The following is a 12833-nucleotide window of genomic DNA, read 5'->3' on the forward strand; positions in this document are numbered from 1 at the left end:
CTTTACTCGGATCTCCCATGCTCTACAAAATCGTTGTTCTCTTGTTGGAAGTGGTGACCGGCTTGCTGACCACCATCTGCTTGCTGCGCTTGTACATGCAGCAACAGCGCATACCTTTGTCTGCCCGCTCTGGGAACCCGCTGGGGCGTTTTGTGTTTGCTTTGACGGATTGGATCGTGCTGCCTCTGCGCCGTGTTGTGCCTGCACTGGGCCCTTGGGACATGGCTAGCCTGGTTGCCGCATTTTTGATCCAGTTGGCGCATTTCGGGGCGCTCTGGGCCCTCAATGGGTTTGGCGTGACGCCGATGTCGATCGTGGTGTTGGCCTTGCTGGGCTTGGTGCGCCTGAGCTTGTCGGGCCTGACCGCATTGGTATTGGTCTACGCCGTGTTGAGTTGGGTGCAGGCGCAGTCGTTTTTCTCAGAGCTCATCGGTCGGCTGGTAACGCCGGTGCTGGCGCCCATCCGCAAAGTAGTGCCTCTGGTGGGTGGGGTGGATTTGTCGCCCTTGGTGCTGTTGGTCTTGCTACAAATTTTGACCATAGTGCTGGGTGATCTGCAATACACCCTGCTCTCAGCAGTGGCCGGATAAAAAAAGAGGCCCGATAGGCCTCTTTTTTTTGGGGCGGAGCCGGATTCTCAGATCACGGCATCTGCAGGCTGGCGCTGCAGCATCGCCAAAGTCTCCGCAATCGTTTTGCGCAGTTCGCGGCGGTCGGAGATGAAGTCAATCGCGCCCTTGGTCTGCAAGAATTCTGAGCGCTGAAAGCCCTCTGGCAGCGTCACTCGCACGGTAGATTCAATGACCCGGGGGCCCGCGAAGCCGATCAAGGCTTTGGGCTCTGCAATCACCACGTCGCCCAGGAAAGCAAAGCCCGCGCTCACTCCACCCATGGTAGGGTCGGTCAGCACGCTGATGTAGGGCAAGCCTTTTTTGGCCAGGCGGGTGAGCGCTGCATTGGTTTTGGCCATTTGCATCAGGCTCAGCAAGCCTTCTTGCATACGGGCTCCACCGGTCGCGGTAAAGCAAACAAACGGCACTTTTTGTTCGATGGCAGTTTCCACGCCACGCACAAAGCGCTCGCCCACCACAGAGCCCATGGAGCCGCCCATGAATTCAAATTCAAAGCAGGCTGCAACCAAGCTGACGCCGTGCACTGCGCCACCCATGACGATCAGTGCGTCGGTCTCGCCGGTGTTTTCAAGGGCTTCCTTCAGCCGCTCAGGGTACTTGCGGCTGTCTTTGAATTTCAAGGCATCCACCGGCAGCACTTCCTGACCAATTTCGAAGCGGCCTTCGTTGTCCAAAAAGGCATTCAGGCGTGCACGGGCACCAATACGGTGATGATGGCCACAGCTGGGGCACACATTCTGGTTTTGCTCCAGGTCGGTTTTGTAGAGCACCGATTCGCAGCTGGGGCACTTGATCCACAGGCCTTCTGGCACGCTGCGGCGCTCCGTAGGGTCGGTGTGTTGAATCTTGGGGGGTAGCAGTTTTTCCAACCAACTCATGGGATTTCTCCAGTGCAGTGCCCGAATGGGCGTCCAACAGACACGGGGCGATTATCCGTCAAACCGCCCCTGTCGATTTTCAGGATCAGCCGAGGTCCATCGCAGTGCGTATTTCCTGCAGGAAGGTCTGCGCCACCGGTCCCACTTGCTCGCGTGGCGCGTTTTCTAGCAATTGGATGATCTTGCTGCCAATCACTACCGCATCTGCCACTTTAGAGATGGTTTTTGCAGTCGCCGCGTCGCGGATTCCGAAGCCCACGCCCACCGGGGTGTTGATGTGCTGGCGGATGCGAGGCAACATCGCCTCCACCGCGTTGGTGTCTAGGGCGCCAGAGCCTGTCACACCCTTGAGCGACACGTAGTACACATAGCCGCTTGCGACACGGGCCACTTGCTGCATGCGCTCGTCAGTGCTGGTGGGTGCCAACAGGAAAATCAAGTCCATGTTGTGGGCCCGCAGGTCGGCGGCAAAGGCCTCACATTCCTCTGGTGGGTAGTCCACGATCAGCACGCCATCGACGCCGGCTTCCGAGGCGTCTTTCACAAACGCGCTAGCGACGCCCGGGCGGGCTTGTTTTTGGTCGTAGCGCTCGACCGGGTTGGCGTAGCCCATCAAAACCACCGGCGTGGTGGCGTTGGTTTTGCGGAACTCGCGCACCATGGCAATCACCTGCACCAAGCCGATACCGAAGGCCAAGGCTTTGTCGCCAGCTTTTTGGATCACGGGGCCGTCCGCGCTGGGGTCTGAGAAGGGCACGCCCAGCTCGATCACATCCGCGCCGCCCGCGACCATCGCGTGCATCAGATCGGGCGTAACGTCGGCATAAGGGTAGCCGGCCGTCACAAAAGGGATCAGCGCTTTGCGGCCTTGGGCCTTCAGCGCGGCAAAGGTGGTGTCAATACGGCTCATGCTGCACCTCCTGCTTTGACCAACTGCACGGGCTGTTCGCCCCCTTTGACCGATTGGCCGCGGCAGCTGGGGCGGCAGTAGAAGTCCGCTTGGCTCAGGTCGGCCACAGTGCCGATGTCTTTGTCACCACGGCCGGACAGGTTCACCAGAATGCTCTGGTCGGGGCGCATGGTCTTGGCCATCTTCATCGCGTAGGCCACGGCATGGCTGGATTCCAGCGCGGGGATGATGCCTTCGGTGCGGCACAGGTAGTGGAAGGCGTCCAGCGCTTCTTTGTCGGTAATGCCCACATATTCTGCGCGGCCGATGTCCGATAAAAATGCATGCTCAGGTCCCACGCCGGGGTAGTCCAAGCCCGCGCTCACGCTGTGGGTCTCGGTCACTTGGCCGTTGTCGTCTTGCAGCACGTAAGTGCGGTTGCCGTGCAGCACGCCGGGGCTGCCCTTCTGGATGGAGGCAGAGTGCTTGCCGCTATCCAAACCTTCGCCCGCCGCTTCCACACCGATCAGGCGGGTTTGGTCGTGCTGGATGTAAGGGTGGAAGATGCCCATGGCGTTGGACCCACCGCCCACGCAGGCAATGACTGCGTCAGGTTGCTCGGTTTTACAGCCGGCGGTTGCCAGCATCTCGGGCATTTGCACCAGACACTCGTTGCCGATGACGCTCTGAAAGTCGCGGACCATCATGGGGTAGGGGTGCGGGCCTGCCACGGTACCGATGATGTAGAAGGTGTTGTCCACATTGGCAACCCAGTCGCGCATGGCTTCGTTGAGCGCGTCCTTGAGTGTCTTGCTGCCGCTTTCTACAGGCACCACGGTGGCGCCCAAGAGCTTCATGCGGTAGACGTTGGGGCTTTGGCGTTTGACGTCTTCACTGCCCATGTAGACCACGCATTCCAGCCCATAGCGCGCGCAAATGGTGGCTGTGGCCACACCGTGTTGGCCGGCACCGGTTTCGGCAATCACGCGGGGCTTGCCCATGCGCTTGGCGAGCATGGCCTGGCCGATGGTGTTGTTGACCTTGTGGGCGCCGGTGTGGTTCAGGTCTTCGCGCTTCAAGAAGATTTGTGCACCTCCCATTTCACGGCTCATGCGGGCCGCGTGATACACGGGGGAAGGGCGGCCGACGAAGTGCGCGAGTTCTGATTGGAATTCGGCGAGGAACTCGGGGTCGTGCTGGTACTTGGCGTAGGCGTCTTTGAGCTCGTTGATGGCGTGGGTCAGCGTCTCGGAGACAAAGCTGCCGCCGTACTGGCCAAAGTGGCCTTTGGCATCGGGTTGTTGGTAATCGAACATGGTGTTTACATTCCTGCAAGATGCCGGTCCGCCGCGCGCACGGCGGCAACGAACTGGCGGATTTTTTCGGGATCTTTGATGCCCCTGAGGGGCTTGCCGTGAGCGTCTTCGGCTTCGACGCCGGAGCTCACGTCCACAGCCAGCGACTTACAGCGCGGCCGTACCGCCGTGATGCCATCGCCCACGTTTGCACTGGTGAGTCCACCACTCAAGACGAGGTGAGCGTTGACGCTTGGAGGAAGAAGTGACCAATTGAATGTTTTGCCACCACCACCGTAGCCGTCCACGTGGGCGTCTAACAGAATGGCTTGGGCGTTCGAATAATCGCGGGCAAATTGTACGAGGTCAAACGCTGGTGCGTCGTCGCCCAGCGGAATCCGTGCGGCGCGCAGGTAGGGGCGGGCAGCGTCTCCGGTGGCCGTCTGGCATTCGTGTGCCGTTTCATCTCCATGAAATTGCACGGTAGCGCCCGCCACCATTGCGCAAGCAGCTCCTATTTCTGTAGCATCTGCGTTCACAAACAACAAAACAGGGGTCACGAAAGGGGGGAGTCTTTTGGCCAGTTCGGCTGCCCGCTGAGGCGTGACTGCGCGGGGGCTTTTGGCGTACAGCACAAATCCAATCGCGTCTGCGCCAGCGGAGACGGCGGCGTCAACGTCTTGCTCGCGGGTCAGGCCGCAAATTTTGATTCGGGTACGGGGGTAGGTGTCGGTGTGCGTGGTGCGTGCGTTCATGGCAACGCATCATACGCAGGCGTGCGGTCCGGTATGCCCCACTGGGGGTCATAGCGGGGGCCCAAAAAATACAAACCGTCCGGCGAGAAGGTGGGCGCAGCCACCTTGCGGTTGCGGGCCGCCAGTATCTCGGCCATCCACTCCGGCGGTTTTTTGCCTTGTCCGATCTGCACCAGGCAACCCATGATGTTGCGGATCATGTGATGCAAAAACGCGTTGGCTTCAAATTCAATGCGCCAGTAGGCCCCGCGTTTGTGCAGTTCAATGCGCATCAGGTTTTTGACCGGGCTCAATGCCTGGCACTGGGCCGCCCGGAAGGAGCTGAAATCATGTTCGCCCACAAGAAAGTCGGCCGCCTGCCGCATAGCGGCCTCGTTGAGTGTGTTGAAAGTCCAACCCACGCGCCCGGATTCCACGCTGGGCCTTATTTGAGACTCCAGCAGCACATAGGCATAGCGACGGGACAAGGCAGACGCCCGGCAATGAAAATCTGTCGTGGTTTGCACCGCCCATTGCACTGCGATGTCTTTGGGGAGATTGGCGTTCGTGCCGCGAATCCAGGAGTAGGTATCACGTTCGAGGAGGGTGTCGAAGTGCACGACTTGCATCAAGCCGTGTACCCCAGCGTCGGTGCGCCCTGCGCAGAGGGTGGATACGCGTTGGGCCGTAAACGTGCCCAAGGCGTGTTCCAACTTGTCCTGAATCGTCAGACCGGAAGACTGGCTTTGCCAGCCTTGGTATCCCTGCCCGTTGTAACTAACGCCTAAAACTATCCGCACGATATCCCGAACCTCGATGTCTCATTGCACAAAGCGCAGCCGCTTAGCTCAGCTGCGCCAGTGCTTTCTGTGCTTTGGCGCGCATATCTCCGGTCGCTTCCGCCACCACTTCTTCTATCAAGGCGCGTGCACCGTCTTCATCTCCGATAGAGATGAACTCTTCCGCCAGCGCAAGCTTGGTGCCCAGAGGATCGTCGCTGAGGTTGTCGGGAGCCGCAGTGGGGGCTTCTGCAGGTGTTCCCAAATCCATGGACAGCGACTCGAGGTCAAACTCCATCAAGCCACCATGTGCGGTCGTTTCAGCAGCAGGCTCCTCCACAGGTGCGGGGCTGGTCGCCTCAAAGCGCATCGGCGTGGAGTTGCCCGTGTCCAACGGCACTTCCAGGTCGTCGAGCGAGAGCGAAATTTCCGGCATTTGGCTGACAGGCTCAAAACTCGGTGGCACGGTGGCCGGCATGTCGTCCGAGAGATCAAAATCCATGTCCAGTGAGTTACTGGCAGTCGACTTGGGTTCGGGCTGTCTCGCAATGGCTGTGCCGGTCACGTCGCTAATCGCGCTTGCTGCCGGCTCGTCGTCCAACGAAAAGTCGAGGTCCAGGTCGAGGTCCACACCCCCTGCTGCTAAGTCGAGTTCTGCGTGTGCTGACTGTGGCACTGTGTTGTCACCAAACGTGGACGCTACAGCAGCGGCCGCAACCGCGCCGGCTATCGGCATCGCGGGGATTCCACCGGGCTGGTAAAGCGGGTTGCTTGGGTCAATGCTGAGCCCCATTTCGCAAATACGTGCCCAGTCGTTGCTTTCCGAGCCGGTGAGTTTGAATGCTTGGGTCGCAGTGCTTTCAAAGCTGCGTGTGTCACGGCGTTTTGCAAAAATTTCCAAGAGCTTGGTGTGGATGGCCAATCGACCGGGGTTGGAGCGCACGGCTTCCTTCAAGATCTCTTCAGCTTGCAGATCGCGACCATAGGCCAGATAAACGTCTGCCTCGGCCACCGGATCCACGTCGTCGGCTGCATCCAGTTGGCTGGCGGAGTACACCATAGACGAGGCTGTGCCCGAACCGTTTTGGTTGGTATCCACACGTTGACCACCGCTCGCACCAAAAAAGGAATCCGGTTGCAGGCGGCTTTCCAAGAACGAGCTGTCAATTTGAGCTGCATTCTTTTTGCGCTGACGCAAACGGTACAAGCCAAAACCACCCAGCAACGCAAGCAGGCCTGCTGCTCCGACGGGCACGGCAGGGTCTTCCAGCAGGGTGTCCAGTAGCGTTGGCTCGTCGACTGTAGGTATTGGTGCAGGGGCCGACATTTTTGGCGGTGCGGCAACAGTTGCTTCAGACGCTACAGGTGCCGGGACAGAGGCGGCCGCCACTGGAGCCGATGCCGCTGGGGTAGGAGCTGCACTTGCCGCCGATTCTGGCGGGGTGACCGCGGCCACTGGCACGGCTGGTGCAATGGTAGGAGTCGGTGTGCTGGCCGCAACAGCTGGCGATGCAGCGGGAGGCGGTGTTGCTTTGTCTTTCAGCTGGTTGAGCTGGCTGATGGTTTTGTTCAGTTCGGCTGCGCGTGCTGCGGCATCTTTTGCCTCGCGCTCCAAGGCAATCTTGGCTTCATCCGGCTTGGAGGCTACGCTGCCTTTAGACAGTGTCAGCTTGTCTGGTGTGGGTGCGGCGGCTTTCTTTTCATCTACCGTGGTGTCGATGCTGCCGCTGGCTTTGCGGTCAGCAGCGCTGACATTGGCTTGTGGAACGTTACCCGCCAAATTGCGTCGGAATTCGTTGAAATCCTTGCTCTGAGCCAAGACCGTTTTGCTGGCCTCTGCCGTCGAGATGCTGGTGGCCTCTTGCGCTCCGGGTAGGGCCATGACCGCACCAGCCCGCACACGGTTCAGGTTCCCCTTCACAAAGGCATCTGGGTTCGAACGCAGCAGGGCTACCAGCATCTGGTCCAGCGAAACGCCTGAGGGCTTGTTGGCAATGGCAATCTTGCTGGCCGTGTCGCCAGACTTCACCGTGATGCGACCATTCTCAGCACCAGGAGCTTTGTCTGCAGGTGGCGTTGCAGCCACTGGCGGCTGTGCCCGGGGAGCAGGCGCTGGGCGCACTGGCGCCTCATTGCTTGGTCTGGGGGCTGGCTGTGGGGTCGTTGCAGGCACCGAGGGGGTTGGTGCTATTTGCGCAAGTGTTGGTGCAGGAGCCGTCTTCTTGAGGCTCGGTGGATCCAAGAGCAAGGTGTAGTCGCGCACAATGCGACCGGAGGACCAAGTGGCCTCCAGAATCAGGTCGACAAAGGGGTCATTGACTGCACGGTCGCTGGTAAGTCGCAAGTAGGCTTTACCGTCTGCCCGGCGCGCCAATCTGGCTTGCAAGCTGGTCAGGGCAGGGCTGTACTCCAGCCCTGCAGCGGTGAACGCCTCCGGCTGGGCCACTGCCGCGCTCAAAGAGGAGGCCTCTTCGGCGGTGATTTCAGGGATTTCCACCTCGGCGCGCAGGGGCTCACCGAGCGCGGACTGCACCGTCAAGCGCCCGAGTGAAAGCGCATACGCACCGGATCCCGACAAGCTGAGCAGCGCGAAAGATGCAGCTGCGACAGCCGTCCTCTGCCAACGATGTGACTTAACGATCAATTTAAAGGCCTCCGGTGCTCAGGGGGAGCTGCGATGTACTTCTCATTTCCCAGGCCAACGCCTGAGCTAGAAAACAAAAAAGTACCTTAACATCAATATCTTAGGCAGACAAGCTAAGGAAGCGCTTAACTTCCAAAGCCCGTCTAGAGGCCCTATTGTCGCTGTGACGCTTGTTGCCTCGCGACAACGAAGCGTAACTCTCTGTTACGCGTCCAGCAAGATGCGCAGCATCCGACGCAGGGGTTCAGCCGCTCCCCACAGCAGCTGATCGCCGATGGTGAAGGCACCCACGTATTCAGGCCCCATCGCCAGCTTGCGGATACGACCCACGGGAATAGTCATGGTACCGGTCACGGCCACGGGTGTCAGATCCTGAATGGTGGCTTCACGGGTGTTGGGCACCACTTTTACCCACTGGTTGTCTGCCGCGATCATGGCTTCGATGTCTGCCACGGGCACGTCTTTCTTCAGCTTGAAGGTCAAGGCTTGGCTGTGGCAGCGCATGGCGCCCACGCGTACGCAAAAACCATCTACCGGAATAGCGGAACTGCCGAAGCCTTCGCCCATACCCAGAATCTTGTTGGTTTCGGCCATGCCTTTCCACTCTTCTTTAGACATGCCGTTGCCCAGATCTTTGTCGATCCAAGGAATCAGGGAGCCGCCCAGTGGAACGCCGAAGTTGGCGGTCTCCGCGCCGGTCAGTGCGCGCTGCTTCGCGATGACCTTGCGGTCGATTTCCAGAATCGCGCTCTTGGGGTCGTCGAGCAAAGCTTTGACTTCTGCGTTCAGGGTGCCGTATTGGGTCAGCAGCTCGCGCATGTGTTGTGCGCCGCCGCCAGACGCAGCTTGGTAAGTCTGGGTGCTCATCCATTCGACCAAGCCAGCCTTGTACAGTGCACCCACACCCATCAGCATGCAACTTACGGTGCAATTGCCGCCCACCCAGTTCTTGCCGCCTTTGGCGAGAGCGTCCTTGATGACGGGCATGTTGACTGGGTCGAGAATGATGACCGCATCTTTTTCCATGCGCAGTGTGGAGGCTGCGTCAATCCAGTGGCCGTTCCAGCCCGCAGCGCGCAGCTTGGGAAACACTTCCGTGGTGTAGTCGCCGCCTTGTGCGGAAATGATGATTTCGCAACGCTTCAGGGCGTCGATGTTGAAAGCGTCTTGCAGCGTGGTTTCGTTTTTGGCCCAAGCCGGTGCTTTGCCACCCGAGTTTGAAGTGGAGAAGAACAGCGGTTCGATCAAGTCGAAATCCTTTTCCTGTTCCATGCGATCCATCAACACTGAGCCGACCATGCCGCGCCAGCCGACCAAACCTACCAACTTGCTCATATCAACGCCCTTTCAATGTAAACAAACGATGCCCGACCTGGGCTGTTTGCTCCGGCTCGTCTGGCCGGGGGGCGCACGACGATACCGGAGCTGGATCAGCCCTTAATGGTCGTGGTTTTGGAAATGATTGCGCGCGCGGCCACGTCTGCCATGGAGGCAGTCAACAAGCTCAAAGAGAAGGGGCGGGCGGCAAACATGGATTTATTGTAGCGCAAAACAAGAATTTTTTGCTCCGCGCGGACTGAAATGATTTTGAAGTGCGAGGCGATATTGCGTGATATCGCCTCGCATTCCGCTCTTATGCCAGAGCCTTCAGTACCGCATCGCCCATTTCTTTGGTGCTGACGCGTTGTGTGCCTTCACTGTAGATGTCTGCCGTGCGATAACCCTGCGCCAGTACCTTTTGCACTGCCGCCTCAATGCGCTGTGCAGCAGCTTCCTGGTTCAAGCTGAAGCGCAGCATCATGGCCGCACTCAGAATGGTGGCCAGCGGATTGGCAATGCCTTTGCCGGCGATGTCCGGTGCGCTGCCGTGGCTGGGCTCGTACAGGCCTTGGTTGCTGCTGTTCAGGCTGGCAGAGGGCAGCATGCCGATGGAACCTGTCAGCATGGAGGCTTCGTCGGACAAGATGTCGCCGAACATATTGCCGGTCACGATCACATCAAAAGCTTTAGGTGCTTTGACGAGTTGCATGGCCGCGTTATCCACATACATGTGTTGCAGCTCCACATCGGGGTACTGCGCGCTAACCTCGGTGACCACGTCTTTCCAGAACTGGAAGGTTTCCAGCACATTGGCTTTGTCGACGCTGGTGACCTTTTTATTGCGCTTCTGGGCGGCCTGGAACACGACGTGCGCAATGCGCTCGATCTCGGGGCGGCTGTAGCGCATGGTGTCAAACGCTTCTTCAGCACCGGGGAAGTGACCATCGGTAGCGATGCGGCGGCCGCGGGGCTGGCCGAAGTAAATGTCGCCGGTCAGTTCACGGATGATGAGAATATCTAGGCCCGCAATCAGCTCGGGCTTGAGGCTGGAGGCGCCTACCAGCTGCTCGTAGCAAATGGCAGGGCGGAAGTTGGCAAACAGGCCGAGGTTCTTGCGCAAGCCCAGGATGGCCTGCTCGGGGCGGAACTGGCGCTCCAGTTTGTCGTACTTCCAGTCGCCTACGGCGCCGAACAACACGGCATCGGCTTCCTTGGCCAGCTTGAGGGTGGCTTCGGGCAGGGGGTGGCCGTGGGCATCGTAGGCGACGCCGCCCACCAAGGCCGTTTCCATTTCCAAGGGGAGTTCTAGAGCGTTCAATACCTTGACGGCTTCTGCCACGATTTCGGTGCCAATGCCGTCACCCGGCAACACTGCAATTTTCATGATGTCCTTTAAATACTATGAGTTTGATAGCTGCTCACGCAAACATCGTGTGGGCTAACCACGGTTTTGTTGCCAAGCGCTGGGCTTCAAATGCCTTGATCTTGTCGGCATGGCGCAGGGTCAAGCCAATGTCGTCAAAGCCGTTGAGCAGGCAGTACTTGCGGAAGGCTTGCACCTCAAACGGGATTTCCTCGCCCTGTGGCTTCACGATGACCTGGCGTTCCAGATCAATCGTGAGCTGATAGCCGGGGAAAGCCAGTGCTTCGTTGAACAACTGGTCTACTTGGGCTTCGCTCAGCTGGATAGGTAGCAGACCGTTTTTGAAGCAGTTGTTGAAGAAGATGTCTGCGTAACTGGGCGCGATGATGGCGCGGAAACCATATTGGTCAATCGCCCAGGGCGCGTGCTCGCGGCTGGAGCCGCAGCCGAAGTTTTTGCGCGCCAGCAGGACCGAGGCGCCGGCATAGCGGGGCTGGTTCAGCACAAAGTCCGGGTTGGGTTTGCGGCTGGCGGGCTCCTGGCCGGGGTAGCCCGCATCCAGGTAGCGCCATTCATCAAACAGGTTCTGGCCGAAGCCGGTTTTGCGGATGGATTTGAGGAATTGCTTGGGGATAATCGCGTCGGTGTCGACGTTTTCGCGGTCCATGGGCGCAACCAACCCTTGATGAACGGTAAAGTTTTTCATTTCTTGGCAGCGCCTTCAATTTTTTCGCCTGCTTTTTGCAGGTCCTGACCCATGCCTTTGACCGTGTTGCAGGCAGACAGCAACAGCAGGGTCGCGGCACATGCGGCGATAAGTGCGGTTTTCATATTCAGTCCTTTCAATGGGTCAGGCGAACTTGCGGATGTCGACAAAGTGGCCGTGGATAGCTGCTGCAGCGGCCATGGCGGGGCTCACCAAATGGGTGCGGCCACCGGCGCCTTGACGACCTTCAAAGTTGCGGTTGCTGGTGGAGGCGCAGCGCTCGCCGGGCTCGAGGCGGTCGGCGTTCATGGCCAGGCACATGGAGCAGCCGGGCTCGCGCCACTCAAAGCCGGCGGCCTTGAAGATTTCGTGCAGGCCTTCACGCTCGGCCTGTTCTTTCACCAAACCTGAACCGGGCACCACCATGGCCAGCTTGATGTTCTTGGCGACTTTCTGGCCCAGCTTTTTCACTACGGTTGCAGCTTCTCGCATGTCTTCGATGCGGCTATTGGTGCAGGAGCCGATGAACACTTTGTCCACGAACAAGTCATTCAAGGCTTTGCCAGGCTCCAAGCCCATGTAGGTGAGTGCCCGCTCAATCGCGCCACGTTTGTTGGCGTCTTTTTCCTTGTCGGGGTCCGGCACGATGGAGTCCACGCCCAGCACCATTTCGGGCGAGGTGCCCCAGGTGACTTGCGGCACGATGTGGGTAGCGTCCAGCTCGACTACGGTGTCGAAATACGCGCCAGCGTCGGAGTGCAGGGTCTTCCAGAAAGCAACTGCTTGATCCCATTCCACCGCCGCGGCTTCTGGGGAAGCTGCGTTGGCGCCGGGCGCCAAGGGTCGGCCCTTGACGTAGTCGATAGTCTTCTCATCGACCGCCACCAGTCCTGCCCGGGCGCCGGCTTCAATGGCCATGTTGCACACGGTCATGCGGCCTTCCATGCTGAGCGCACGGATGGCAGAGCCGCCAAATTCGATGGTGTAGCCGGTACCGCCGGCGGTGCCGATTTTGCCGATGATGGCCAGCACGATGTCTTTGCCGGTGATGCCAGGGGCCACATGGCCTTCGACCTTGACCAGCATGTTTTTGGCCTTTTTGGCCAGCAGGGTTTGCGTGGCCATGACGTGCTCGACCTCACTGGTACCGATGCCGTGCGCCAGCGCACCGAAGGCGCCGTGCGTAGATGTGTGGGAATCGCCGCACACCACCGTCATACCCGGCAGGGTGGCACCGTTCTCGGGGCCCATGACATGCACGATGCCTTGGCGCTTGGACAGGAAAGGGAAGAACGCGGCAGCACCGAATTCCTTGATGTTGCTGTCCAAGGTGGTGACCTGCTCTTTGCTGGTCGGGTCGGTGATGCCGTCGTAGCCCAGTTCCCAGCCGGTGGTCGGGGTGTTGTGGTCGGCAGTGGCCACGATAGAGCTGACGCGCCAGACTTTGCGGCCCGCTTCACGCAGTCCTTCGAATGCCTGAGGGCTGGTCACTTCGTGGACCAGATGGCGGTCGATGTAGAGGATGGAGGTGCCATCGTCTTCGGTGTGGACGACGTGGTCGTCCCAGAGTTTGTCGTAGAGCGTGCGTGCCAT

The 12833-nt window shown here is 59.4% G+C and carries 12 protein-coding genes; 1 reads left to right on the forward strand and 11 read right to left on the reverse strand.

Features of this window, described 5'->3' with window-relative positions; all coding sequences use genetic code 11:
• Window positions 1–17: 17 nt before the first annotated feature.
• Window positions 18–590: a YggT family protein gene (locus U5L73_RS07735; RefSeq protein ID WP_322561798.1), complete on the forward strand. Its 573-nt coding sequence runs from the start codon at window positions 18–20 to the stop codon at window positions 588–590.
• A 47-nt stretch (window positions 591–637) separates the two neighbouring features.
• Here the strand turns inward: U5L73_RS07735 and accD are convergent, their stop codons facing one another.
• The 11 genes from accD to leuC all read right to left on the reverse strand — a co-directional run bounded on the left by accD (window position 638) and on the right by leuC (window position 12833).
• Window positions 638–1510 carry an acetyl-CoA carboxylase, carboxyltransferase subunit beta gene (gene accD / locus U5L73_RS07740; RefSeq protein ID WP_313875608.1) on the reverse strand — a complete coding sequence of 291 codons (873 nt, stop codon included), beginning with the start codon at window positions 1508–1510 and terminating at the stop codon, window positions 638–640.
• Window positions 1511–1595: 85 nt separating this feature from the next.
• Entirely contained in the window at window positions 1596–2420 is an 825-nt protein-coding gene (gene trpA / locus U5L73_RS07745) for a tryptophan synthase subunit alpha (RefSeq protein ID WP_322561799.1), read from the reverse strand.
• Window positions 2417–3715 carry a tryptophan synthase subunit beta gene (gene trpB / locus U5L73_RS07750; protein ID WP_322561800.1) on the reverse strand — a complete coding sequence of 433 codons (1299 nt, stop codon included), beginning with the start codon at window positions 3713–3715 and terminating at the stop codon, window positions 2417–2419. The genes trpA and trpB overlap by 4 nt, the downstream gene beginning before the upstream one ends.
• 5 nt (window positions 3716–3720) lie before the next feature.
• Window positions 3721–4449, reverse strand: a complete 729-nt coding sequence (locus U5L73_RS07755; protein WP_322561801.1) for a phosphoribosylanthranilate isomerase — start codon at window positions 4447–4449, stop codon at window positions 3721–3723.
• The gene (truA, locus tag U5L73_RS07760) at window positions 4446–5228 is read right to left on the reverse strand and encodes a tRNA pseudouridine(38-40) synthase TruA (RefSeq protein ID WP_322561802.1); all 783 of its coding nucleotides are present in this window, start codon (window positions 5226–5228) and stop codon (window positions 4446–4448) included. Before truA ends, U5L73_RS07755 begins: the two co-directional genes overlap by 4 nt.
• Before the next feature lie 43 nt (window positions 5229–5271).
• Window positions 5272–7740 (reverse strand): FimV/HubP family polar landmark protein, encoded by a 2469-nt coding sequence (locus U5L73_RS07765; RefSeq protein ID WP_322561803.1) that lies wholly within the window; start codon window positions 7738–7740, stop codon window positions 5272–5274.
• A gap of 315 nt (window positions 7741–8055) precedes the next feature.
• Complete coding sequence (gene asd, locus U5L73_RS07770; protein WP_313875614.1) at window positions 8056–9186, reverse strand: aspartate-semialdehyde dehydrogenase; 1131 nt, start codon at window positions 9184–9186, stop codon at window positions 8056–8058.
• Window positions 9187–9484: 298 nt separating this feature from the next.
• The gene (gene leuB, locus U5L73_RS07775) at window positions 9485–10555 is read right to left on the reverse strand and encodes a 3-isopropylmalate dehydrogenase (RefSeq protein ID WP_322561804.1); all 1071 of its coding nucleotides are present in this window, start codon (window positions 10553–10555) and stop codon (window positions 9485–9487) included.
• Window positions 10556–10589: 34 nt separating this feature from the next.
• Window positions 10590–11240, reverse strand: coding sequence for a 3-isopropylmalate dehydratase small subunit (gene leuD / locus U5L73_RS07780; protein WP_322561805.1), 651 nt, complete (start codon window positions 11238–11240; stop codon window positions 10590–10592).
• A complete protein-coding gene (locus tag U5L73_RS07785) occupies window positions 11237–11365 on the reverse strand; it encodes an entericidin A/B family lipoprotein (protein WP_296508898.1) in 129 nt (42 codons plus the stop codon). The genes leuD and U5L73_RS07785 overlap by 4 nt, the downstream gene beginning before the upstream one ends.
• 19 nt (window positions 11366–11384) lie before the next feature.
• Window positions 11385–12833: a 3-isopropylmalate dehydratase large subunit gene (leuC, locus tag U5L73_RS07790; RefSeq protein ID WP_322561806.1), complete on the reverse strand. Its 1449-nt coding sequence runs from the start codon at window positions 12831–12833 to the stop codon at window positions 11385–11387.

Origin of the sequence: Rhodoferax sp., assembly GCF_034520025.1 — a bacterium.
Lineage (GTDB): Bacteria > Pseudomonadota > Gammaproteobacteria > Burkholderiales > Burkholderiaceae_C > Allorhodoferax.